Source organism: Kumtagia sp. (genome assembly GCF_059502445.1).
In genome coordinates this window covers 194,101-218,351 of sequence record NZ_JCACER010000101.1, presented here as the reverse complement: position 1 = coordinate 218,351, position 24,251 = coordinate 194,101, and the positions used below count along the sequence as shown (strand labels likewise).

Genomic DNA, 24,251 nt, shown 5'->3' with positions numbered 1-24,251 from the left:
CCGTCCGAAGAGAAAGGCATCGGTCCGCGCATCAGCTTCATCGTGTCATTCCTTTCTCTATCACGCGGCTTGGCCGGGAGGTGCTGGATTGTCCCCTCGCGCTTCGTCGTAACCGAATGGGCAGCAAAATACCGATCCGTGCTCGATCCGGCATTGACGCGCGGTTCAGCGTGCACCTGGAGCCTATCGGGTTGACGTGGATAAGATTGTATCGTATATTGTAATAGTGTTTTGATATAAGAAACAACAACTGGGAGGGAGTTGAGACATGAACATCCGAAGCGGCATTTTCGCCGCCATCGTTCTGCTTTTTCCGGGTAGTGCCCTGGCGCAGGAATACACGCTGAAATTCGGGCATGCGGCGACGTCGACCCATCTGTTCCAGGATGGGCTGGTCATGTTTGCCGACAAGGTCGCCGAGAAGACGAGCGGCAAGGTCAAGATCGAAGTCTATGGCGACCGCCAGTTGGGCGACGACAAGCAGCTTCTGGAGGGTGTGCAACTCGGCACGATCGACGGCGCGCTGGTCTCGGTTCCGACGATCCCGCTCACGCTGAATGCGCCCGCCTTCGACGCGCTTCAATTGCCGTTCCTGGTGCCCAGCTACGACAAGATGGCCGCGGTCCTGTCATCCGAGGTAGGGCAGCAGCTCCTCGACTCGCTGGCGCCCAGCGGCATCAAGGGCCTGGGCTACATAGAGGCCGGCCAGCGCCATTTTCTTTCGCGCACCAAGGCGGTGCAGACCGTGGGCGACTTCTCGGGGCTCAAGACCCGCATCGTTCCCACTCCGCTGCACAAGGCGATCTGGGAAGCGGTCGGCGTCAGTCCGATCGGCATGGCTTTTGGCGAAGTCTTCTCGGCGCTGGAAACCGGCACTATCGACGCGGTGGAGATCAATCTGTCGTCGGCCTATGCCGAGAGTTACTACGAGGCGGCCAAGAACGTGACGCTGACCGGCCACTATTTCTGGCCAGGCGTGCTGATGACGGGCAGCGCCAAGTTCGAGAGCTTGCCTGACGACGTCAAAACTGCCCTCGCGGAGGCGGGGCACGAGGTCATCGCCGAGCAATATGCACTGGCGCGCGACCAGGAAGCCGAGATCGCCGACAAGCTGAAGGAAAAGGGCGTCACCATCTCGCAGTTGTCCGACCTCACCGAGATGCAGGCGCGGGTTCGCCCGGTGTTCGAGTCCTGGCTGGCAAAGGATCCGCTGATCCAGGCTTTCGTCGACACCGTGCGTAAGACCGACTGACCGAAGCGGGGCGGCGCGCTGCCGAGGACACCGCCCCTGTTCCGAAACAACTGACGACCAGCTTTTCCGGCGGCCGCCGTGCCGCGGCAGGAAAGGCATGTCCGACGACGGGACTGATCCATGCTTGCCTTGCGACGCGTCTTCGATGCCGTGGTGTCCACGATCCTGATCTGGATGCTGATCGTGCTTCTCGCGGTGATGACGGTCCAGATCGTGCTGCGCTACGGCTTCTCCTCCTCCTTGATCTGGGCGGAGGAAGTGTGCCGCTACCTGCTGGTCTGGGTCTCGTTCCTCGCGGCGATGCTCGCCTACGAGCGTGGCGAGATCGCGAGCGTGCCGATGCTGCGTGACGCGCTGCCGCGCCGGGCGGGATTGGCGCTGGCGATGCTGGCCAATGCCTGCGGCATCGTCCTCCTGACGGTGCTGGTCTGGTATGGCTTCGTCTATGCCGGCCGGCTGGGATCAGCGCCGATCCCGGCAATGAAATTCCTGCTAGGCGATGTGTTCGGGCCGGATTTTCCGGCCCCCTCGATGTACTGGGTCTACATCGCCCTGCCGGTCGGGCTGTCGCTGTTTGCGTTCCGCCTGGCGACCGACATCGTCCTCTACGCCGGCATGATGACCACCGGCGGCCGCGCGGCCGACCTGCGCGACGCGGGTGAGCTCGAGGTGCACGGATGATCCTCTACCTCGCCATCTTCTTCGCCGCCCTGATCATCGGCATGCCGGTGGCATTGGGGCTTGGCATGGCCTCCCTGGTCTATCTCCTGATCGAGGGGCACGGGCATCTGCTGGTGGCCTTTCCGCAGCGGATGATCGCCGGGATCGATAGCTTCCTGCTGCTGACCATCCCGTTCTTCATCCTGGCCGGCAACCTGATGAATGCCGCCAACCTGACCGGCCATATCGTGCGTGCGGCGCAGTTCCTGGTGGGGCGGATCAAGGGCGGCCTGGCGATCGTCAACGTGCTGGCCAACTTCATGCTCTCCGGCCCCAGCGGCGCGGCGACGTCGGAAGCGGCGGCCGTGGGCGGCATCATGATCCCGCCGATGAAGCGGGACGGGTACGACCCGGCCTATGCCGCGGCGCTGACCGCCACGGGTTCGCTGCTGGGACCCCTGATCCCGCCGTCGCTGCCGCTGATCCTGTTCGGCGTGCTGACCGGCACGTCGATCGGCGACCTGTTCCTGGCCGGGATCGTGCCGGGCCTGATCCTGGGCGCCCTCCTGCTGGTCTATGCGCTGTGGAAGGGCCACCGCGAGAACCACCCGGTTGCTCCGCCAGTCCCCAGGGGGGAACGCTGGAGCATCCTGCACGCGGCGATTCCGGCAATAGTGCTGCCGGTCTTCATCGTGGTCGGCATCCGCACCGGGATATTCACGCCGACCGAGGCCGCCGGCGTCGCCTGCATCTATGCGCTGGTGACCGGCCTCTTCGTCTATCGCTCGCTGCCCTGGAAGAAGCTGAAGCGGTCCTTCTACGACACCGCGACCATGTCGTCCGGTGTGATGCTGGTGGTGGCGATGGCCAGCATGACGGGCTTCGTCCTCGGCATCGAGAGCCTGCCGCAGAAGATCGCGGCATCGATCCTGGGGATGACGGAAAACCCGGTGCTGCTGGTGATCCTGCTCAACATCGTCCTGCTCGTCCTCGGACTGTTCCTGGAGCCGCTCGCGGCGATGGTCCTGATCATGCCGGTGCTGAACGCGCTCGCGCCGACAATCGGGATGGACCCTGTCCAGATGGGCGTGATGGTCGTGCTGAACCTGATGATCGGAATGTGCACGCCGCCGGTCGGCCTGGTGCTGTTCATCGTCAGCTCGATCGCACGCAGCCCGCTGCAGGCGGTGACGCGGGCCTCGCTCCCGATGCTTGGGCTGTGCCTGCTGGTCCTGGCGCTGGTGGCCGCGGTTCCGGGCATCTCACTCTGGATTCCCGGCCTGTTCAAGTGAGGGACACATGAGCGTCGAACTGGATAAATCGGTCAATCAGTCCACGCAGATGGCCTTCCTGATCATCGAGGTGATGGCCGAGATCGGGAAACCCGTGGCGCTGTCCGATCTCGCCCGCCGCATAGACGCGCCGAAGGTAAGGGTCTTCCGGTTCCTGCGGACGCTGCTGTCGCTGGGCTACGTGCTGCAGGATCCGGACTCGGAGAAATACCGGCTGTCATACAAGCTGTACCACCTTGGCCAGGCGCTGGCGGATTCCACCGACATCCTGCGCGAGGCCAGACCGGTGATGGTCGAGTTGCGGGATGCAACTGGCTTCACCGTCTCCTTCTCCCAGATGGAGCCGACCGGGATGCGTATCCTGGACATGGTGCGGACCGAACAGCCGGTCGCCATCGTGACGCGCCCGGGCGCATTGCTGGATTTCCACGCCTCCGCACAGGGCAAGATCGCGCTGGCCTTCGGCGACGCTCGGCTGCCCGAGGAGCCGCTCCGGCAGTGGACCAGCGAGACGCCGACGGATCCCGCCGCCATCGCCGCCGAAGTGCAGGCGGTGCGAGCGCAGGGCTGGGCCGAAGCGCCGAACCAGACCCTGCAGGGCGTCACCGCCGTCTCGGCGCCGGTCTTCGATATGAACGGCGCCTTCATCGCCACGCTGACGATCGCCGGCCCCACCAACACCATCGGCTCGCCTCCCGCTCCGCGCTTCATCGAGGCGCTGAAGGGGGCCGCCCGCAAAGTCTCCACCAATCTCGGCAATACGGACCAACGTTCATGAAGAAATACTCGCTTGCGGTGGACATCGGCGGCACCTTCACAGATGCCGTCCTCCTGGCCGACGACGGCCGCACCTTCGTGGACAAGACGCTGACGACGCATGGCAACCTGCTGGAAGGCTTCTTCCGCGGCGTGGGGCTGGTGCTGGGGCACGCGGGGATCGAACCGGGGGACGTCAACGACGTGGTGGTCCACGCCACCACCGTGGTCACTAACGCCCTGATCGAGCGGAAGGGACCGCCGGTCGGGCTTATCCTCACCAAGGGCTTCACGGACATCCTCTACATCCGCGACGAGCACCGCTACGACATGTACGACCCGCAGATCGAGTTCGCGGAACCGCTGATCCCGCGTGAGCGGACCTGGGCGCTGGACGAGCGGGTGCTGGCGGACGGCACCGTCGAGAAGGCAGCGCGGGAGGCCGAGATCGCGGCCATTGCGCGGGAATGCGAAGCACGTGGCATCCAGTCGGTCGCCGTCAGCCTGATCAACGCCTACCGCAACGGCGCGAACGAGGCGCTGGTCGCCGAGGTCTTTGCGCGCGAGGCGCCGGAGATCTTCGTCTCGCTATCCTCCGAGATCGCGCCGCAGATGCGGGAGTATCTGCGCACCTCCACCGTCGCAATCAATGCCTACACGGTGCCGATCACGCGGCCCTACCTGAACGCGCTGATCGCCGAGCTGGATCGTCAGGGTTTCTCGCAGCAGCCGCTGATCATGCTGTCGAACGGCGGCGTGATCGGTGCGGGCCGTGCCGGCACGCTGCCTGTCAGGATGATCGAGAGCGGTCCGGCCGCCGGGGCGCTGGTCGCCTGCTATTTCTCGCGCATGTTCGGCCTGCCGGACCTGATCTCCTTCGACATGGGCGGCACGACGGCCAAGGCCTGCATGATCCAGAATCACGTGCCGCTGGTGACGGGGACCTTCGAAGTGGACCGGCGCTACCGGTTCAAGCCCGGCTCGGGGATGCCGATCACCGTTCCGTCCATCGACATGATCGAGATCGGCGCCGGCGGCGGTTCCATCGCATGGGTGGACGAACTGGGGCTGCTTCGCACAGGGCCGGAGAGCGCCGGCTCGATCCCCGGACCGGTCTGCTACTCCCGCGGCGGCACCGAGCCGTGCGTGACAGACGCGGACGTCGTGCTGGGCATTCTGGATCCCGACCGCTTCCTGGGTGGCGACATGAAGCTGGATGCGGCAGGCGCGCGGGCAGCCATCGGCAGGCTGGGCGCCAGGATAGGCCTGACCCCGGAGCAGACGGCATGGGGCATATACGAGGTCGTCTGCGAGCAGATGGCCGCGGCCGCGCGCACCCATGCCACCGACCGCGGCGTGGACTATCGTGGCCTGCCCATGCTCGCCTTCGGCGGGGCAGGTCCGGTGCATGCCTGCCTGGTCGCCGACCTGATCGAGTCCAGGCAGGTGATCTACCCGCCGCTCGCCTCGGTCCTGTCGGCCTTCGGAACGCTCGTGACGCCGGCGCAGATCGACCTTGTCCGCAGCCAGCTGGGTCCGATCGAAAGCCTCGACCCGGCGGCCGCGCGCGCCCTGGTCGGACAGATGACCGAGGAAGGCACCGCCGCGCTGACCGAGGCGGGGCTCGCGACCGCCGATATCGGCTTCGTCTTCGGTGCCGACCTGCGTTACCTCGGTCAGCAGTCGGAACTGCGGATCGAGCTGCCGTTCGACCCGCGCCAGGGCCTCGATACCGCGGCGATGCGGGCGATCTTCGACAGGGAATATATCGCCCAATACGGGCTGAAGCTCGACGACATGCCGATCGAACTGGTCAACTGGCATGTCACCGCGCGAGGCCGTCTGCCCGAGCGCGCCGCCGCGCATGTCAGCAAAGGCGGAAGCCGCCCCGCACCGCGCAGCCGCATCGTCCACTTCCGCGGCAAGCCGATCGAGACGACTGTCTATTCCCGTGCCGAGCTGATGGAGGACGACGTCATTCCCGGCCCGCTGATCGTGGAGGAGCGCGAGACCACCATCTTCGTGCTGCCCGGCTGGACGGTACGCCTGCACCCGAACGGCAGCCTCGTTGCCGACAAGATGACGGAGCACTGAACCATGGACGGCGTTGAACTTCAGATCCTCTGGTCGAACATGATCGGGATCGTCTCGGAACAGGCCCGTGCGCTGCAGCGCATCGCGTTTTCCCCCATCGTGCGGGAGGCCGGGGACCTGGCAAACGGCCTCTTCGACGCCCGCGCCCGCATGGTGGCGCAGGCGGTGACGGGAACGCCGGGGCACATCAACTCGCTGGCGGCGGCCGCCGCGAACCTGCTGCGGCATGTCGATGCCGATACCCTGAGACCGGGCGACGTGCTGATCACCAACGATCCCTGGATGTCGGCAGGCCACTTCTTCGACATCACCGTCCTGTCACCGATCTTCCGCGGCAAGAAACTGATCGGCTATGCCGGGTCGACGATCCACCACACCGACATCGGCGGCTACGGCATCGGGTCGGGCGCGCGGGACATCCACGAGGAAGGGCTGTGGATCCCGGTGCTGAAGCTCTACGAGGCCGGCGTGCGCAACGAGACGCTGTTCGCCATGATCACGCGCAACGTGCGCACGCCCGACGCGCTGCTGGGCGACCTGGGCGCGCAGGTGTCTTCCGGCATGATCGCCGCGCAGCGACTGAATGCGTTGTGCGACCGATACGGGTTGGACGACATCGAGTCGCTCGCCGACGAGATCATCGACCGCTCCGAAACTGCCACGCGCGAGTCGATCCGGGCGCTACCCGGCGGGACGTTCCACGGCGAAACCACCTTCGACGTGCCCGGCGGCGACCGGATCACCCTGAAGACCGCCGTCACCATCGACGACAAGGCGGGAGAGATCACGGTCGACTTCACCGGATCGTCGGGCCGCAGCCCGCGCGGTATCAACGTGGTGCCCGCCTATACGCAGGCCTATGCGACGTTTGCCATTCGCTCGACGCTCAATCCGGACCTGCCGAACAATGCCGGCTCGCTGGCGCCTATCAAGCTGACGTTGCCGGAGAACTGCGTCGTCAACGCCACCTACCCTTCGCCGGTGAATGCCCGGCACGTCGTGGGCATGTACGTGCCCTTCCCGATTCTCAACGCCTTGTCGCAGGTCGTGCCGGACAAGGTGGTGGCCGAAGGCTCGGGGGCCGTCTGGACCGTGCAGATCCAGGGGCGGGATGCCGACGGACGAGCCTTCACTTCCTCCATGTTCAACTACTCGGGCGGGATGGGCGCGCGGGCAGGAAAGCCCGGCATATCCGCGGTCTGCTACCCCACCGGCGTGTCCGCCGTCCCGGTCGAAGTGCTTGAGGCAGCCTATCCCATCGTCTTCACCTGCAAGGAGCTGGAGCGCGGATCGGGCGGGGCGGGTGCGCAGCCGGGCGGAGACGGTCAGCGGATCGGCTTCAGGATGCGCACGACGCAGCCCTGGCTGCTCAACACGGTGCCGAGCCGCCTGAACGAGGCGCCCCGAGGCCTCGCCGGCGGCGGACCGGGCCGGCCGGGACAGTTTCTCGTGAACGGCAAGCCCGTCGTCCTGTCCGGCAAGACGGACATGAAGGCGGACGACGAGGTGATGATGATCACGCCCGGCGGCGGCGGGTTCGGCGCGTTGAAGGCGGCAAAGGTCGCCTGAGGGATATCCACAAAAGGAGGACGAGATGAGCGAGCTTCAACCCTTTCGTATGCCGGTCAAATGGGAGGACCTGCCGCGTTTCGCGGTGCGCGAGCACGTCAGCAGGGCCGGGTTTCGGGGCGAGGACGTGCTCCTGGTCATGAACTGGCTGGAACCGGGGATGACGCTTGGCATGCACAAGCACCCCTTCGAGCAAATCGCCGTCGTGCTGACCGGGCGGATGCGCTGGACCGTGGGCGACGAGACCTTCGAGGTCGGCGCGGGAGAGGTGCTGCGCGTGCCGCCGGACGTGATGCATGGTGGCATTCCGATCTCGGACGAGGTGGTCATGAACCTCGACATCTTCTGTCCGATCCGGAAGGACTATCTGGAGATCGTCGAGCACCAGGCAGCCGACTTTCCGACCGCGGAGGGCTGACATGGCCTTTCCTGCCGTCCTCGCCGATTTCGCCCCGACGCTGCGCCGGGGCGGGCTGCACCTGTCGACCTTCTGCCAGTTGCCCGACCCCAATGCCATCGAGGCGCTGGCCAAGACGAAGCTCGATTCCTTTATCTTCGACATGCAGCACGGCATGTTCGACGAAGCTGCCGTGCTGGCCGGCGTCGCCGCCGCCTCGCTGGAAGGCAAACCGGCCTTCGTCCGGCTGCCGGTCGATGCTGGTGGGCTGGCTTCGCGGGTGCTGGATTTCGGCGCGGCCGGGGTGGTCTGCCCGATGGTCAATACGGTGGCGGATGCCGAGCGGCTGGTGTCCCACATCAAGTTCCCGCCCATCGGCGCCCGCAGTTGGGGTCCGCGTCGCGCTATCCCGCTGTCGGGGCTCAGCGCGCCCGGATACCTGGCCAGGGCCAACGAACTGACGCTGGCCATCGCCATGATCGAGACGCGGCAGGCGCTGGACAATTTGGACGCCATCCTGGCGGTGCCGGGGGTAGATGGCGTCTTCGTGGGGCCGTCCGACCTGTCCGTCTCGCTGTCGGGCGGAGCGACCCTGGACAGCGCCGAGGTGGCCTCGGCGCTCGACCATATCGCGGCCCGGGCGCGGACGGCGGGCAAGATCGCGGGCATCTTCGCGATCAATCCGGCCTATGCCGTCGACTGCGCGACCCGAGGCTACAGCTTCATAGCGCTGATGCAGGACGCGATGTTCATGCAGCAGGCCGCGGATGGGGCGGTCGCGGCGGTACGGGACAAGACCGCATGACCCGCCCGGTCATCCTGACCGCCTGCGTCAACGGCGGGCGCCCTGACGCCGCGACGCTCAATCCCGGCCTGCCGGTCAGCCCCGAAATAATCGCGGCGGCGGTGGCAGAGGCTGCGGCGCTGGGTGCCACGGTGGCGCATATTCACGTTCGCGATCCGGCCACCGGCCTGCCGTCGAACGACGCGGCACTGTGGGCCGAGACGGTCGGCCTGATCCGCGACGCAGGGACCGACATCCTGCTGAACCTCAGCGCCTCGATGGACGGGCTGCTGCTGCTTGACGATGAAGCCGGTTTCGTCCCGGCCCCAGGCACCACCTTGCGTCCCGCGGCGGGCCGCGCCGAGCATGTGCTGTCGCTGCGGCCCGAGATCGGCACCATCGACTGCGGCACCTTCGCCCTTGGCCAGGCGATCCACGTCGCGCGCCTGGGCGACCTACGCGAGATGGCGCGGCTCTATGCCGAGACAGGCGTCCGGGCCGAGGTCGAGTGCTTCGACTTCGGCCACCTCGAAATCGCCCGCCGCCTCTCCACCGAGGGCGCGTTCGGCCCCCGCCCGTTCCTGCAGATCTGCCTCGGCACCGGCTATGGCGGCGCCCCGGCCACCGCGGCAGCCCTGTCGGCGATGAGCGAGCGCATTCCGGAGGGCGCGGTCTGGGCAGCCTTTGCCGCCGGCGAGGACAATTTGTGGGTCATGCGCGAGGCGGTGAGGCACGGCGGCCATGTCCGTGCCGGGCTGGAGGACATGCTGCTCGATGCGGCCGGGCGGCCGACCACCAACGCCGCATTGCTGAAGGCGGCGGTCGAGGCGATCATGGACGCCGGCGGCCGCCCCGCCACGCCGGCCGAGGCCCGCCAGATCCTCGGCCTGCCTGCAAGGGTCTGACGCAGGAGACGACCATGGCTGAAGTGTTATCGATCGGCAGGGACTGCGACGGCACGACCGGGACGCCCGGTGGTGCGGCCGGTCGGCGCGACCAGACGCGCAAGGCCTTCACACGCATCGAGGTCGGGCAATGAACCCTGCACTCTGGCTGGAACGGGCGGCGCGGCTGTGGCCGGACCGTCCGGCGCTGTTTCGGGGCGCCGAAGCAGTGGCCGACTACGCCGGATTCAACGCCCGTGCCGGGTCGCTGGCGGCGGGACTGACTGCAGCGGGGATCGGGCCGGGGGACCGGGTGGCGCTGTTCCTGGCCAATCGGACGGATTATCTGGTGGCGATGCAGGCGATCTGGCGGATCGGGGCGGTCGCGGTACCCATCAACGCAAAGCTGCACGAGAAGGAGGCGGCCTTCATCCTGAGCCATTCCGGCGCGAAGCTGGCCTTCACCGATGCCGGACACGCCGCTGACCTAGCCGCGCTGGCGGATTCGCGGATCGTCGACATGGACGGGCCGGATTTCGCCGCGCTTTTGCCGGATGGGCCGTTCCCGCCGCTGCATGGCACGGCCCAGGACGATCTGGCCTGGCTGTTCTACACGTCGGGGACCACCGGACGGCCAAAGGGCGTCATGCTGACGCCGGCGAACCTGCAGGCGATGGTGATGAGCTACCTTGCCGATGTGGATGCGGCCGAGGCGGCGGACGCCAAGGTCTATGCCGCGCCGATGTCGCATGGGGCCGGACTTTACCAGTTCATGTACCTGATCTGCGGCGCGCGTCATGTCGTCCCCGCCTCGGGCGGGTTCGACAGCGACGAGATCCTCGATCTCGCGGCACGGCTGGACCGACTCTGCTTTTTCGCAGCTCCCACCATGATCCGCCGTCTGATCGCCGCGGCGCGTGCGCGGGCCAATCGGGGAGAAGGCATCCGCACCATCGTCTATGGCGGCGGGCCGATGTATCTGGCCGACATCCGCGACGCGATGGACCAGTTCGGCACCCGCTTTGCCCAGATCTACGGGCAGGGCGAGACGCCCATGACAATCACCGTCCTGACGCGCGAGGCACACGCCGAGGCTTTGGCGGCAGGAGCGCAGGATGTGCTGCAGTCGCACCGGCTGGCCTCGGTCGGGGTGGCGCAGGCGGGCTGCGAGGTGGCGGTACTCGGGCCGGACGGAAAGCGCCTTCCGGCCGGCGAGATCGGCGAGGTCACGGTGCGCGGACCCTCGATGATGAAGGGTTACTGGAACGACCCGGCCGCCACGGCCGCGACGATCCGGGACGGGTGGCTGCATACCGGCGACGTAGGCGCGCTGGACGATGCGGGCTTTCTGACGCTGCATGACCGGTCCAAGGACGTCATCATCTCAGGCGGGACCAACATCTATCCGCGCGAGGTCGAGGAGGCGCTGCTGACCCATCCGGCGGTGGCGCAGGTCTCGGTCATCGGGCGGCCCGATGCGGAATGGGGCGAGGTGGTGGTCGCCTGCGTGGTGCTGGAACCAGGCGCAACCGCCGACGCCGCCGCGCTCGACGCCCACTGCCTGACCCAGATCGCCCGCTTCAAGCGGCCGAAGGACTATGTCTGGCTCGACGACCTGCCGAAGAGCGCCTACGGGAAGGTCCTCAAGACCGAACTGCGCTCGCGCTTCCAAGTTGTTGGAGCGACGTGAAATAGCGCCCCAGGCCAAGGTCACGAACAAGGCTGCTCGGGATCCTACGTGAAGCGCATTCTGTCGAAGCAATTTCAATTGCTCTTGCAGATCGGCGCGCAGGGACGGATCTCCCGCGGTCACTTTCGCTAGCCGGAGCAGCAGTCTCGTTCACTTGGCAAGCCACTTCTTCCTAGTAGGGCGTTTCCCAAGATTGGAGGACGCAATAGACGGCATCCGAAACAGAAGGAACTCAGGCTGGATCAGGTGAGCGGATCGTCTATGACGCCACGAAACTGCACGACTCGATAACCAACCTGCGGCTGATAACCGGGACTACGCATTCCCGAGCGCTAACCGACCTTCCAGAGCGCTTGTCGCAGCCGTCACCACGACCACCGGCAACACCCGCCCGCCGTGGGCGCTAAGCGGCAGCGGGCATAGAAGTTACTTAAAGGCTCCGGAGAGTGACGGACCGCTCAGAGATTGAGCATGCCCACCAAAAGCACTGGTCACGCGACGGAGAAATCCGCATTGGTGAGGCTGAGGCCGACATCGAGCTTTGCGAAGAGCACGCCGGCGCCGGCACCGTTTCCGTCGGCGTCGTAGTAGAGTTCGCCCGTGTCGGTCTCGTAGATGATGCGGTCGCTGGCGTCGCCGGCCAGACCGGTGGTGTTCGCCCGGAAGGCGGAGGCTGCAAGCGTGCCAGGGTTCAGGGCGGTGAAGATCGCGTCCGACAGCAGGAAGCGGTCATCCGCTACGCTGAAGTCGAGGATCGTGTCGATGTTGCCGCCGCCGAGTTTTGTCGCGAAGACGAATGTGTCGGCGCCGCCGAGGCCGCGCAGCTGGTCGGCCCCGCCCTTGCCCTCCAGCCGGTTGTCGCCGGAATTGCCGGTAATCTCCTGTGCGAACTCGTTGCCGGTGAGGTCGATTGCGGAGGTGCCGGCCGAGCCGTTGGTTGTCATGATCTCGACGTGGACACCTGCGCCGAGCTTGTAGTCCACCGCCGCCGACACCCGGTCGGCCGTCCCCGCCGCCGCGCCGGCGGCCTCGATGACGACATCCTCCGAATTGAACACGCGGTAGGTGTCGTTGCCGTCGAGACCTGTCATCGTATCTGCTGCCCCGACGCCGCCGTCATGCAGAATGTTGACGCCGGCATTGCCGATGATGGTCTGTTGCAGCGCATTGCCGGTAAGGTCGATCGCCAACGTGCCGCCATTCACCGTCGTCCTCAGGGTCTCGACGTGTACCCCGGCGCCGAGAACGTAGTCGGCGCTGGTCGCCACGAGGTCGGCCTCGCCGTCGAAGGCGTCGGCGCCTTCGACGACCACATCATCGGCGCTGTCCACGAAATAGGTGTCGTTGCCGGCGAGGCCCTGCAGCGTATCCTTGCCGCCGCCGCCGCGCAGCACGTTCCTTCCGTTGTTGCCGACGATAGTCTGGTCGAAGGCGTTGCCTGTGAGGTTGATCGCACCCGTGTCGCCGTTCGACGTGGTGCGCAGCGTCTCGACCGCCGCGCCGGCGGTGAGCACATAGGTGACGCTGCTGGTGACGGTGTCGGTGCCTTCGCCAGCGACCTCAAAAATGCGATCAGCGATATCATCGACGTGGTAAAGGTCGTCTCCTGCGCCTCCAATCATTGTGTCAGCGTCAAAACCGCCGTTTATCTGATCGCTGCCGTCGCCGCCCTCAAGCAAATCCGCGCCAAAGCCGCCGTCGAGCAGGTCCGCGCCTAAGCCGCCCTCCAGCTTGTCATTGCCAAGACCGCCGCGGATGTCGTTGTCAAAGCCGTCGCCGACCAGCTCATCGTCGAAGGCGGAACCGATGACGTTTTCGATGCCGGTATAGAGGTCCGAGCGACCGCCGCCGAAGCCGAAGGCCTGCTCCAGCAAGACAAAGACGGCCGACGACGCGGTGGAATAATCAACGGTGTCCAGGCCGATGCCGCCCTCGAGCGTGTTGCTGCCGACGCCGCCGTCGAGCCTGTCGTTGCCGGCGCCACCGAGCAGTTGGTCGTCACCGCCATTGCCGGCAAGAAAGTTGTCAAGGCCATCGGCTATCAGCCTGTCGTTGAAATTGGAGCCGAGCAGGTTTTCGATGTCGAAGTATCGGTCGCCATCGGCCTCGCCGGTGTTCTCCGACCGATCGAGAAGACTGGCAACGATGCCCGTTGGCGCAAACATATAGCTGGCGCTGTCGACGCCGGTTCCGCCAAAGAGCCTGTCGCCGTCACTGCCACCGTCAAGTATGTCGTCGCCGCCACCGCCGGAAAGGCCGTTGCCACGCGAATTGCCGTGCAAGATGTCATCGAAGTTGGAGCCGTGCAGCTCCTGGATATTTATGTATGTGTCACCGGCGGCGTCGCCGGTGTTCTCCGACGGATTGCGAAGGGTGGCGTGGACGCCAGTTGTGGCGGAACGATATGTAGCGACGTCGTCGACGTTGAAAAGGCCGCCGTCGCCGCCGCCGTCAAGCAGGTCCGCGCCCGGGCCACCGTCGAGAACGTCGCCGCCATCTCCGCCGAAAAGCTCGTCATTTCCAGCGAAGCCACGGATAGAGTCGCCGCCGCCGGTGCCGTTCAGAATGTCGTCGCCATTGGTGCCTTGAATAACCGCCATTGGATTTCTCCTATTGTTTCAACCGTTCGCGCAGCCGCATCGCCGCTTGATTGCCAGTCTTTCCCGCCGTTCACCGAGGCGACCGTCTCGGCCGCGAATTGCCGTCGGCGTCACGATGCGCCTTGACGGCCCATGCCCGCGCGGCCAGACGGATGGGACCGTTCGATTTGAGCGCGCTGGCCAGATGCGACTTCAGAACCGCGCGGTGGCCCTCAGGAATACTGGCGCAATAGCCGGGCGCCGGCCCCGCGCCGAGCGTGAACGGCCGCCAGAATGCTTCGAAATCGAGGAAAACGGTTTCGATTTCGATCGGCTCGATGGCGAGCGAACGCAAACCGGCCGCATGACAAATCTTCGCCAGCCCGTCCCGGGTGCAGAACGGAAAACGCCTGCGTTCGTCCAGGACGGCAGCTTCCGGATCGACTTCGGCGGCGGCCTTCCAGAAAGCGTCGATGAAGCCCATGCCGCCGCCGGGATAGTCCCACACGTAGAAGGACAGCCATCCGTCCGGCTTCAGAACACGCTGCATTTCGGCGAGAGCCGACGGCCGGTCCGGGACGAAGTTCAGCACGAGCGCCGAGGCGGCGACGTCCATGCTTGCATCATCGGCCGGAAGGCCTTGCGCGTTCGCCGCCTCGAAGCGGACTCGCCGGTCATCGATCGTCGAACGAGCATGCGCGAGGAAGGCTTCCGACGGATCGGTCGACAGGATCGACCGCGGCGCGCATTGGGTAAGCACGGTCGCGGTCAAGGCGCCAGTGCCGCAACCCACCTCGATCCAGGCGGCATCGCGCGGCGGTGCCAGCCATTCGACGAATTTCGACGCGATCTGCCGGCTCCAGCGACCCATATAGTGCTCGTAGTTCTGTCCCACGCTCCAAGCATCGAATCCGGCGATATCGTTCATCTTCTTCCTCGGGTGCGGCTGACAGAGCGGACATTCTCGCGGCACATCGCATGACTTGAAGGCAGCGAACCAAGCAGGGTTTCAAAGTCCTCCGCCTATTCGGCGGGATTGCGGCCGGGCCATGGGATCAGCATTCCCACCTGCATGCGATAGCGGCGGTATTGATCGCCGAACAGGGCGACGAGATCCCGCTCCTCAAGGAAAATGCCGAGCAGGATGTAACCCGTGCTGCCGGTCGAAAAGAGCAGATGCCCCCACGTCATCGACGGCGTCGCCCAAAAGGCCAGCAGGAAGCCGACATAGATCGGGTGGCGGACCCACTTGTAGAAGAACGGCGTCTTGAAAACCGGAGCGGGCGATTGCTTCTTGCGTAACGCTGCGAAGACCTGCGCCAGGCCGAACATCTCGAAATGATCGATCAGATGCGTGCTGATCGCCAAAATCGCCCAGCCGAGCCAGAACACTCCGTTGATGACAGCGATCCAGACTGCGTCTTCGACCGACCAGACTAGCCCGGGAATCGGCCGCCATTGCCAGTAAAGCAGCATGAGGACAAGGCTCGCCAACAGCACGTAGGTGCTGCGCTCTACCGATTTCGGTACGATCCGGGTCCACAGCCGCTTGAAGGCCGGGCGCGCCATGACGCTGTGCTGCGCGGCGAACAGACCGAGCAGCAAGACGTTGACGATCACCGCCTCGACCGGGCTCCCGGCGGCGGCGGAGTCGATGGATTTCGGGACGACGACATTGCCGACGAAGCCGATCGCGTAGAGGAATGAGCCGAGAAATATGGCGTATGCCGCGACGCCGTAAAGAACTGCGGTCACGCCTGCCATGGCTCAGCCTCCTAGCCCTGTCTTGCGGGTGCTGACGCAGCCGAGGAATTCGTCGACGGCCGGCCCGATCGGCTCGACATCGAGAAAGGCCGTCACATGATTCTTGCCGACAAGCGGCAGAAACTCGCCTCCGGCCAGTTCTGCGAACTTTCGGATGGCGTCGCATCGGGGATCGAGCGTGCCGGCGATTGCCAGCACCGGTATGCCAAGTCCCGCAAGGGCTGCCGAGAAATCAGGTCTGTCCCTGGCAAGGCTTGCCTGAACTGCGGCGAGATCGTTACCGCGGATGCGTCGGCAGCTGTCCGGCGAAAGGTCAGGTGCCAATTGCTTCAGGAAAGCAAGCCACGCCTCGAAGTTGTCCTCGAGTGTGGCTCGCAAGAGGGTCAGGTCCTCGGCGAAGGGATGCGCGCCGTTGACAATCAGTGCACTGACGCGGTCCGGGTGGTACACGGCGGTGGCGAGTGCGATGACGCCGCCCATCGAATGCCCCACGAGCGCGGCGCGGCGAATGCCGGCATGGTCGAGGACGGCAACGATATCCGCCGCCCGCCTGCGGCCCGAATAGGCGGCCGGATCGTGCGGCTTGCCGCTGCCGCCATGGCCGCGGCAATCGACGAGGATCAGCCGCCGTTCGCGCTGCAGGAAATGCTCGACATAACCGGCCTCATGCCAGCACTCACGGCTTTCGGTTACGCCGTGTAGCAGCACAAGCGGCTCGCCGCGGCCGAGGTCTTCATAAACGATCGAAACGCCGTCCTCGGCAACCGCCTCGCAAAGGCAGCGAGATGTGGAAGTATTGACCAGTGACATTTCTCGCTCCAGAAAACTCTGCAGGCGTGATCGGCCCGGAGTTGAACCAATAAGCGGCCGGCGTCCCCTCAGCATCCCCTGGCTGTGGACTTTTCGCGTGCGGACCGATGGAGCGATTAGAGTTTCGGGTTCTGGGCTTTCCGGAGTTCCGCATGAACGGGCGGCGGGTGGAGCTTGCCCTGCGCAAGGCGGCCGCGCTCCTCATCTTTCTTGCCGAGGCCGCTGGGCCCGTCGCGCGCGACATCGCGGTCACGCTGCTGTGGCCCGAAGCCGACGAAGAGACTGCTCGGGCGCGTCTCAGGCGTACCCTTTACAAGATCCGGGTCGCCTTTGGCAGCGAGATCGTCAGCGCGAGCGGAACCTCCCTCAGCCTGCACCCGGCGCTTTCCGTCGAGATCGACTCCAAGGCATTCGAGTACGCCTGCGACCGCGGCCCTCTTGGAACGGCGACCAACACCTACACGAGCGATTTTCTTGCGGGTTTCTCCCTGCCGGATTGTCAGGAATTCGAGGAATGGGCGTTCTTCAGGCGAGAGGCCTTGCGCAGCCGCCTGACACAGGCGCTGGAGCGTCTGATCGAAACGCAACTCGCCGACGGCGAGGCTCGTACTGCGGTTGTGCATGCGACGCGTCTGGTGGGACTGGATCCGTTAAGCGAAAGCGCACACCGCCATCTGATCCGCGCAAACCTGGCGGCCGGTGACAGGGCGGCAGCCGAGCGCCAGCTCGAAGCATGCGCCCGGCGCCTGCGAGATGAGCTCGGCGTGCCCCTTGACCCTGCTACCGTTGCCTTGTTGCTAGAGCCAAGCAAGGCCATTGAAACGCCGCGAACGCGCTATGTCGAAGTGGAAGGTATCCATCTCGCGTACCAGACCGTCGGTAATGGTCCTCCCGATATCGTGCTCGTTCCCGGCTTCGTTTCGCATGTGGAGCGGATCTGGGAAGACAGCCGCTGCCGTTCGTGGATCGAGGCGGTTTCGGGTATCGGTCGCCTGATCCTGTTCGACCGGCGCGGCGTCGGCCTTTCCGACCGCGTCGGGGCGCGTCCAACCGTCGACGCGACCGCAAAGGACATAGCGGCGGTGATGGACGCGGCCGGGAGCCGCCGCGCTCTGATCATCGGCTCTTCAGAGGGCGGACCCGGCTGCATCCGCTTTGCGGTCGACCATCCCGATCGCCTGGTCGGGCTCGTTCTCTGGGGATCCATGGCCAAAGGCAGCCATGCGCCCGACTACCCGTTCGCCCTGACCGCCGAGCAATATGAGCTCTGGAAGCGACGCCTGATCGCCAACTGGGGTGGACCGGCCGAGATCGAGACCTTTGCCCCGAGCCTGGTCGGAGACCGCCAGGCGGAAGCCTGGTGGGCCGGGTTGCTGAGGGCGGCCTCCAGCCCAGGCGCTGTGACGGGCGTGCTCGAAGCGCTGCGCGACACCGATGTCCGCCATCTGCTTGCAAGTGTCTCGGTCCCAACACTGGTGCTGCATCGCTCGGGCGACCGCGCGGTCCGCTCGGAGGCGGGTCGTTTCCTTGCTGCGAAGATATCCGGAGCGCGGTTCCTGGAGGTCGCCGGTGACGACCACTGGTTCTGGGTCGGCGACCAGGAGCCGCTTCTCCGCAGCATCAAGGAGCTAGCGAGACGCCATCGCTGATGGCTCAGCTTGGCGTTGTAGGCAGCGCGCGCCCGCGCAGCGTCAACGTATGAGAGCGGGTCCGGTGTCACCGCCCTCGCCGACGCCGGCGAGGTAGCCGCGGTGGGGCAACCAGGCTGCGGACGATCCTGTTCGAGGAGGCGGCGCGCCGCTCGGAACCTCCTCCCCGCCGGGAGTTCGTACGAGCAAGGGGGCACAAAGGCGAGGAGGCTCCCTGCTCGCGCGCACCTTCGGCGTATCTGAGCCTCCGATTTCATCATTTTATCAGCGCCACCCCGCTAGTCGCCTCGTAAAAAGCGACGGCGCCAGCGGCAGTCGAAAGCAGGATGCCGACGACGAGCGCAGCAATTAGGATGGGTGATTCGTCTTTCATGTGCCGCGTCTCAAAAAAAGGCCGGCCGACTGTCAGTTCCCATTGTCTGGGGGCACAAGGGACCGTGCCGTCCGTCGCATCGATTTGCAACAATTGGATAACGAATCTAGGCGGCAGAGGCGGCTGCGCTCACCCCGCGAATGCGCCCAGCAAAAGCAGGATGCCGAGTCGTTGGCAAGGACAATATGGTCGAGCAGCGCCCGGTCTCGCTCGGCCCCGTCGACGGCGGCCTCGTCGCGCTGTCTTCAGGCGTTTCTGAAGGCGATCAGGTGATCGCCGGCAATCTTCAGAAGATATTCCCGGGCGCGCCGGTGCAACCGATGCCGGAGGAAAAGCCTCAGCTTTAGGACGAACTGGCCCGCCGCGGCGTTAGTTCCCCGGCAATTGGAGCCATCTTATTGCCACCAGACCAGTCGTCGGTCGATCAGGACGAGCAGGCCGTACAGCGCCAGGCTGGTTGCCGAGGATAGGAGGATGGCCGCCCACACCATGAGAGCGTCCATTTCGGCCGTTCCACGGTAGACGATCTGGCCGATGCCTTTGTACGCGCCCAACATTTCGGCCACGATCACGGCTATGGTGCTTCTGGCAAGGCCTATGCGCAGGCCGGTCACGATGGACGGCATTGCGGCCGGCAGGCGCAGGCGCCACAGGATCGCCAACCGGCCCGCGCCGAAGCTGCGCAGCAGGTTTACCTGTCCGTCCTCGGTGCGCGTGAACCCTTCGAGGGCGGCGAGCAGCACCGCGAAGCTGACGGCGAGCGCCGCTATCGCGATCTTCGAGGCCGGCCCCATGCCGAACCACAGCAGCGCCAGCGGCACGAAGGCGATCGACGGCACTGTGTTGAGCGCGACGACCAGCGGCAGCAGAAGTGCCTCGAGGGGCGGCATCAGCAGGAACAGGCAGGCGAGCGCCAGCCCGATCGCCGCACCGGCCGCAAAGCCTGACAGGGCCTCGAAGGTGGTCAGCCACAGCCCATCGGCGAGCTGCGGAAAACGCTGGACTGCGGCGGCTATGATGCCGGTCGGGCTTGGCAGCACATATTGCGGCACCTCGCCGAAGGCGACGGACGCCTCCCAGGCGAAGCCGAAGACGAGAGCCGCGAAGAGAACGGGCAGGCACGCGTTGAGTAGCGCATTCAAGCGGGACGCCACCATACGTATTTCCTTTCGATGACGGCGAGCAGGCCGTAGAGCAAGGTGCCGAGCAGGCCGCACACGACGATCAGCACCCAGATGCGCTCGACCTGCTCGAAATAGAGCGCCTGCAGCAGCATCACGCCGAGGCCGACGGTGTCGCCGAACCATTCGCCGACGATCGCGCCGATCAGGCTCAGCGAGACGGCGAGCTTCAGGCCCGTGAAGATCGAGGGAAGGGCGGTCGGCAGCGCGAGCCGCCAGAAGATTTGCGTCCGCGTCGCACCGAAGCTGCGGAAGAGGGCGACGCGATTGCCGTCGACCGCTTGCAAGCCGCGCAGGGTCGACACCGCGACGGGGAAGAAGGAGAGATAGAGCGCAATCACCACTTTGGAGAGCAGGCTGTTGCCGAACCAGATGACGACGACCGCGCCGAAGGCGATGACCGGCACGCTCTGCAGCGCGACGAAAAACGGCAGCACCGAGCGTTCAAGCACCCGGCTGCCGGCGAAGGCCATGCCGCAGGCGATGCCGAGCGCGGCACCGGCGAGAAAGCCCAGGACGGCCTCGGCGAGCGTGCGCAGAAAGCTTGCGAGGAGTTCCGGCCAGACCGCGGCGGCGTCCGCGGCGACGCGCCCGAGCGGCGGCAGATAGCGCGGCGGAACGCCGAGCAGCGGCACGAGGACGAGCCATGCAAGCCCGACGATGAGCAGGGCGGTGGCGGGATGCGCGAGCGTGAGGTGTCGCTTCATGGAAACTCCGTCGCGGAAACGCCCGGCGGGTTCATAGAGCGGAATGCGATCAAAACGACCGGCATTCCGCTCCATCTCTTTGTTCTGCGCATGATCTTCGTCCGAAAAGCCTGCAACTTCGGGATCATGCTCCAATCGCCGGAAGTTTCCGCGTACCTCACATCGACTTTGCGTCGGCTGGCGTCTTGGCCCAGAAGCTGCCGTCGAAGGCGGCCTCCAGATCGACGGGCGCGGCGAGGGCCTTGTACTCGATCAGGCTGTCGTGCACGGCCTTGATCGAGGCCATGTCGATGGCGCCCAGGCCCTCGCTGCCACCGAGCCTGGCGCGCATCAGCTTCTCGATCTCATCGAGCATGAGCTCCTGGTGCTTGCGCTCCAGGCCGGAGCCGGCGGCCATGACGATGTCGACGGCCTCCGCCTTGTTTTCGAAGGCGTATTTCCAGCCCTTGAGCGTGGCGTTCAGGAAGGCCTGCACGATTTCCGGCCTTTCCTTGATCATCTTCTCGGAGGTGACGATCGAATCCTGTTGGGTGGTGACGCCTGAATCGTCGGGCAGGAAGGTCTTGATGTTGTCGATGCCCTGTTCCTTCAGCGTGTTGAGCTCGTTGTAGAGCGTCACTGTCGCGACGTCGTACTGCTTGTCGATGAAGGGCTGCATGGAGAAGGGTTGCGAGACGATGGTGACGTCGCCCTGCGACAGGCCCTCGTGCGCGAGCACGGAATAGAGCGTGAATTGCGGGCCGGTCATCCAGGTGGCGACCGTCCTGCCCTTGAAATCCTTCACCGAGTTGATCCCGGAACCGTCGTAGGCGACGTAGGCGAAGGGTGTCATCTGCTGCGACATGCCGATGCAGATCAGCGGCAGGCCTTTCTCGCGGGCGTAGAGCACGCCTTCGGTGCCGCTGGCGATGCCGAACGTGTCGGCGCCGGACGCGACGAGCGTCTCGACGTTGATGTTGGGTCCGCCGGGGTTGATGGTGGCGTCGAGGCCGGCCTGCTCGTAGAAGCCCTTGGCCTTGGCGACGTAGATCCCCGCGAACTGGGCCTGCGCGACCCATTTCAGCCGGACGGAGACGGCCTCCGCCGCCGTGGCGGGCAGCGAGATGCCGAAGGAGGCGACGGCGAGGACGGCGGCAACGATGCCGCGCTTGAGCCGGAGAGTCATTCTGTTCCCCTTAATTGGTGTATGCGCAACTGGCTCTTGCAACATACGTGCCAGCCATAAAATGCATCCATGAGCGGTGAATTTGGCAAAGCTGTAGCTAAATATTCGGCTTTCCCAGTGTTTGGATGCGAAAAATGCTCATTGTGTATGCAGTTTTGACAAGTGTGATTTTTTAGGCTGGATTGCCGTCAATCAACCGCCCCAATGCCCGTAAGCCAATGCCCGTAAAGAGAGGACAGAGAATGATCGACCAGCCCTTGTGGTCCGTCGAATTCACCCGGCTTTCCGACGCGATCCGCTCGGGCTCCGTCCCCTCTTGCGACCTGACGGAGCTGATGCTCGAGCGCATCGCCGCCCATGACGGCCGGCTCCATTGCTATGCGGCGGTGGCGCCGGAGATCGCGCGCGCGGCGGCCCGTGCAGCCGACGCGGAGATCGCCGCAGGGAACTGGCGCGGTCCGCTGCACGGCATTCCGCTCGCCGTGAAGGATGCGTTCGCCACCGTCGACATTCCCACCGGCTTCGGCAGCCCCGTCTTCGCCGGCCAGGCGATCGCCGAAGAATCGACGGCGACGGCGCGGTTGCGGGCGGCGGGGGCCGTCATGCTCGGCAAGCTCACGCTGACCGAGGGCGTCTATGCCGACCACCATCCCACCGTCGCGCCGCCGGTAAACCCGTTCGGCGCCGCGCACTGGACGGGCACCTCGTCCTCCGGCTCCGGCGTTGCCGTGACCGCCGGACTTGCCTATGCGACGCTCGGCACGGATACCGGCGGGTCGATCCGCCTGCCGTCCTCCTGCTGCGGCGTCGTCGGCATCAAGCCGACATGGGGCCGTGTCAGCCGGCACGGCGTCTTCCCGCTCGCCGAATCTCTCGACCATGTCGGGCCGATGGCGCGCAGCGTCGCCGATGCGGCGGCGCTCCTTGCCGTGATCGCCGGCCCCGACCCGTCCGATCCCACGGCGGCGCCAGCGCCGGTCGACGACTATTTCGAAGCGGCGCTGGCCGCCGATGCCGCCGGACTGACGATCGGCATCGATCGTGCCTTCATCGCCTCGCGCGCCACCGGCGAGGTGCAGGCCACGATCGAAGCCGCCGTGGAGGTGATGAGCGGCCTCGGCGCGCGGTTCGTCGACGTGGCGTTTCCCGATCCCGATGCGATCCTGCGCGGCTGGGCGGTGCAGTGCGCAGTCGAATGCGCGCTTGCCCACGAGGGCACCTATCCGGCGCGCAAGGCCGAATATGGCGCGCGGCTTTCGGCCCTCATCGAGCGCGGGCGTGCGCATACGGCGCGCGACATGGCGCTCGCCCTGCAGGATCGCCGCGACTTCAACGGCCGCATGGCCTGGCTCTTTTCCGGCATCGACCTGCTGCTGGTGCCGGGCCTGCCGGTCGCCGGCCCGTCGATGGACTTCATGGCCTCGCTCGGCGAGGACCCGGCGGCGATCCTCGCCATCGGCCCCTTCACGGCGCCCTTCGACGTCTGCGGCTATCCGACAATCACGCTTCCCTGCGGCCAGAGCAGCGAGGGCATCCCGATCGGACTCCAGTTCGTCGGCCGCCCCTTCTCCGAGGCGCTGCTGTGCCGCGCCGGCGGCGCCTACCAAAGCGTCACCGCCTTCCACCGTCGCCGCCCGGATCTATAGACCAACCCCGATCGCCGGCCCCGTTCTGCCCGCGTCAGTATCCGCTCGAGGGATCCACCACTCCCTCGAGCGGGGCGCCGGCGAGATGGGCGTCCAGATTGGCAAGGAAGCGGAGGTGGAAATCCGCATCGCTGCTGCCGCCGCACCAGGAAATGTGCGGACTGACGAAGACGTTCGGCAGGCGATAGAACGGATGCCCGTCGGGAAGTGGTTCCGGCGTGGTGACGTCGAGTGTCGCATGGCCGATCCGGCCGCTTTCGAGTGCCTCGACCAGCGCCTCCTGATCGATGAGACCGGCGCGGGAAATGTTGACGAGGTGCAGGCCGGGCTTTGCCGCCTTCAGCAGCGTGGCGTCGACCATACCCTCGGTTTGCGGCGTCAGCGGTGCGGCGATGACGAGGTGGTCCGCGGCTGCGAAGACATCGGCCGCGTCGGCGGCGGCGGTGATGCCGTCGCCGCCCTGCCACGGCGTGCGCCGGTGGGCGAGCACGCGCATGTCGAAGGCAAGCGCCCGCCGGGCGATCGCTTGGCCGATCGAGCCGTAGCCGATGAGGCCGAGCGTCCTGCCATGCAGGCGGCCGACCGCATGCGGGCCACGCCAGTCCGCCTCGGCACGCGCCCGCGTCTCCTCGAGCCCGCGCTCGAGGCGCAGCATAGCCGCGAAGACGAACTCGGCGATCGGTACGGCATTGAGGCCGCGCCCGCAGGTGACGAGCCGCCCCTGCATCAATCGCGGCGGGTAGGTCTCGACGCCGGTCGACAGCACCTGCACCCACTTCAGCGCGTCGGGGAAGGCGTGGCCGGCGGGCGTCCGGCTCCAGCCGGGAAGCATCCGCGTGACGAGGATGTCGGTCTCCGGATCGATCCGCCAGGGCTCAGCCGGCGACAGGTCGTCGACGACCACCGGCTGCGAGGGATGCGCGGCGACGAGGCGGCCGAACCCGGCGTCCAGATGATTGACGATCACGGGTCTCCTGCGCGTGGACATGCCTCTCCTTC

Annotated in this window: 21 protein-coding genes; 13 read left to right on the top strand and 8 right to left on the bottom strand. The window is 65.9% G+C overall.

What is annotated here, in order from left to right; all coding sequences use genetic code 11:
• Nucleotides 1-268 precede the first annotated feature (268 nt).
• The 10 genes from AC5JDC_RS27015 to AC5JDC_RS26970 all read left to right on the top strand — a co-directional run bounded on the left by AC5JDC_RS27015 (nt 269) and on the right by AC5JDC_RS26970 (nt 11,378).
• Complete coding sequence (locus AC5JDC_RS27015) at nt 269-1,252, top strand: TRAP transporter substrate-binding protein (protein ID WP_495846300.1); 984 nt, start codon at nt 269-271, stop codon at nt 1,250-1,252.
• Between the two features lie 120 nt (nt 1,253-1,372).
• Nucleotides 1,373-1,933 (top strand): TRAP transporter small permease, encoded by a 561-nt coding sequence (locus AC5JDC_RS27010; protein WP_495846298.1) that lies wholly within the window; start codon nt 1,373-1,375, stop codon nt 1,931-1,933.
• The gene (locus AC5JDC_RS27005; RefSeq protein ID WP_106774992.1) at nt 1,930-3,204 is read left to right on the top strand and encodes a TRAP transporter large permease; all 1,275 of its coding nucleotides are present in this window, start codon (nt 1,930-1,932) and stop codon (nt 3,202-3,204) included. The genes AC5JDC_RS27010 and AC5JDC_RS27005 overlap by 4 nt, the downstream gene beginning before the upstream one ends.
• A gap of 7 nt (nt 3,205-3,211) precedes the next feature.
• Nucleotides 3,212-3,982, top strand: a complete 771-nt coding sequence (locus AC5JDC_RS27000) for an IclR family transcriptional regulator (protein ID WP_495846296.1) — start codon at nt 3,212-3,214, stop codon at nt 3,980-3,982.
• The gene (locus tag AC5JDC_RS26995) at nt 3,979-6,054 is read left to right on the top strand and encodes a hydantoinase/oxoprolinase family protein (protein ID WP_495846294.1); all 2,076 of its coding nucleotides are present in this window, start codon (nt 3,979-3,981) and stop codon (nt 6,052-6,054) included. Before AC5JDC_RS27000 ends, AC5JDC_RS26995 begins: the two co-directional genes overlap by 4 nt.
• Nucleotides 6,055-6,057: 3 nt before the next feature.
• On the top strand, nt 6,058-7,623 hold the full coding sequence (locus AC5JDC_RS26990) for a hydantoinase B/oxoprolinase family protein (RefSeq protein ID WP_495846292.1): 1,566 nt from the start codon (nt 6,058-6,060) through the stop codon (nt 7,621-7,623).
• 25 nt (nt 7,624-7,648) lie between these two features.
• Nucleotides 7,649-8,041, top strand: coding sequence for a cupin domain-containing protein (locus AC5JDC_RS26985; protein ID WP_495846290.1), 393 nt, complete (start codon nt 7,649-7,651; stop codon nt 8,039-8,041).
• Between the two features lies 1 nt (nt 8,042).
• Nucleotides 8,043-8,825: an HpcH/HpaI aldolase family protein gene (locus tag AC5JDC_RS26980; RefSeq protein WP_495846288.1), complete on the top strand. Its 783-nt coding sequence runs from the start codon at nt 8,043-8,045 to the stop codon at nt 8,823-8,825.
• Nucleotides 8,822-9,709, top strand: coding sequence for a beta-keto acid cleavage family enzyme (locus AC5JDC_RS26975; RefSeq protein ID WP_495846286.1), 888 nt, complete (start codon nt 8,822-8,824; stop codon nt 9,707-9,709). Before AC5JDC_RS26980 ends, AC5JDC_RS26975 begins: the two co-directional genes overlap by 4 nt.
• 130 nt (nt 9,710-9,839) lie before the next feature.
• Nucleotides 9,840-11,378 carry an AMP-binding protein gene (locus AC5JDC_RS26970; RefSeq protein ID WP_495846284.1) on the top strand — a complete coding sequence of 513 codons (1,539 nt, stop codon included), beginning with the start codon at nt 9,840-9,842 and terminating at the stop codon, nt 11,376-11,378.
• 491 nt (nt 11,379-11,869) lie between these two features.
• Here AC5JDC_RS26970 and AC5JDC_RS26965 read toward each other — a convergent pair whose 3' ends face one another.
• From AC5JDC_RS26965 to AC5JDC_RS26950, 4 genes are all read right to left on the bottom strand, one after another.
• Nucleotides 11,870-13,978 (bottom strand): calcium-binding protein, encoded by a 2,109-nt coding sequence (locus tag AC5JDC_RS26965; RefSeq protein ID WP_495846282.1) that lies wholly within the window; start codon nt 13,976-13,978, stop codon nt 11,870-11,872.
• 70 nt (nt 13,979-14,048) lie between these two features.
• Nucleotides 14,049-14,885, bottom strand: coding sequence for a class I SAM-dependent methyltransferase (locus AC5JDC_RS26960; protein ID WP_495846280.1), 837 nt, complete (start codon nt 14,883-14,885; stop codon nt 14,049-14,051).
• Nucleotides 14,886-14,980: 95 nt separating this feature from the next.
• Nucleotides 14,981-15,721: a methanethiol S-methyltransferase gene (gene mddA, locus AC5JDC_RS26955; RefSeq protein ID WP_495846278.1), complete on the bottom strand. Its 741-nt coding sequence runs from the start codon at nt 15,719-15,721 to the stop codon at nt 14,981-14,983.
• A gap of 3 nt (nt 15,722-15,724) precedes the next feature.
• On the bottom strand, nt 15,725-16,531 hold the full coding sequence (locus AC5JDC_RS26950) for an alpha/beta fold hydrolase (RefSeq protein ID WP_495846276.1): 807 nt from the start codon (nt 16,529-16,531) through the stop codon (nt 15,725-15,727).
• Nucleotides 16,532-16,638: 107 nt separating this feature from the next.
• On the opposite strand from AC5JDC_RS26950, the gene AC5JDC_RS26945 reads away from it, so the two are divergent.
• Nucleotides 16,639-18,180, top strand: coding sequence for a bifunctional AfsR/SARP family transcriptional regulator/alpha/beta hydrolase (locus AC5JDC_RS26945; RefSeq protein WP_495846274.1), 1,542 nt, complete (start codon nt 16,639-16,641; stop codon nt 18,178-18,180).
• A gap of 513 nt (nt 18,181-18,693) precedes the next feature.
• Nucleotides 18,694-18,900: a permuted SH3 domain-containing protein gene (locus AC5JDC_RS26940; RefSeq protein ID WP_495846272.1), complete on the top strand. Its 207-nt coding sequence runs from the start codon at nt 18,694-18,696 to the stop codon at nt 18,898-18,900.
• 48 nt (nt 18,901-18,948) lie between these two features.
• Here AC5JDC_RS26940 and AC5JDC_RS26935 read toward each other — a convergent pair whose 3' ends face one another.
• The 3 genes from AC5JDC_RS26935 to AC5JDC_RS26925 form a co-directional block, all read right to left on the bottom strand.
• On the bottom strand, nt 18,949-19,710 hold the full coding sequence (locus AC5JDC_RS26935; RefSeq protein ID WP_495846270.1) for an ABC transporter permease: 762 nt from the start codon (nt 19,708-19,710) through the stop codon (nt 18,949-18,951).
• Nucleotides 19,692-20,441: an ABC transporter permease gene (locus AC5JDC_RS26930; RefSeq protein ID WP_106774859.1), complete on the bottom strand. Its 750-nt coding sequence runs from the start codon at nt 20,439-20,441 to the stop codon at nt 19,692-19,694. Before AC5JDC_RS26930 ends, AC5JDC_RS26935 begins: the two co-directional genes overlap by 19 nt.
• Nucleotides 20,442-20,598: 157 nt before the next feature.
• Nucleotides 20,599-21,606: an ABC transporter substrate-binding protein gene (locus AC5JDC_RS26925; protein ID WP_495846268.1), complete on the bottom strand. Its 1,008-nt coding sequence runs from the start codon at nt 21,604-21,606 to the stop codon at nt 20,599-20,601.
• 242 nt (nt 21,607-21,848) lie between these two features.
• Here AC5JDC_RS26925 and AC5JDC_RS26920 point away from each other — a divergent pair, with 242 nt between their 5' ends.
• Nucleotides 21,849-23,252, top strand: coding sequence for an amidase (locus tag AC5JDC_RS26920; protein WP_495846266.1), 1,404 nt, complete (start codon nt 21,849-21,851; stop codon nt 23,250-23,252).
• 34 nt (nt 23,253-23,286) lie between these two features.
• Here the strand turns inward: AC5JDC_RS26920 and AC5JDC_RS26915 are convergent, their stop codons facing one another.
• Nucleotides 23,287-24,240: an NAD(P)-dependent oxidoreductase gene (locus AC5JDC_RS26915; RefSeq protein ID WP_495846264.1), complete on the bottom strand. Its 954-nt coding sequence runs from the start codon at nt 24,238-24,240 to the stop codon at nt 23,287-23,289.
• Nucleotides 24,241-24,251: the final 11 nt, after the last annotated feature.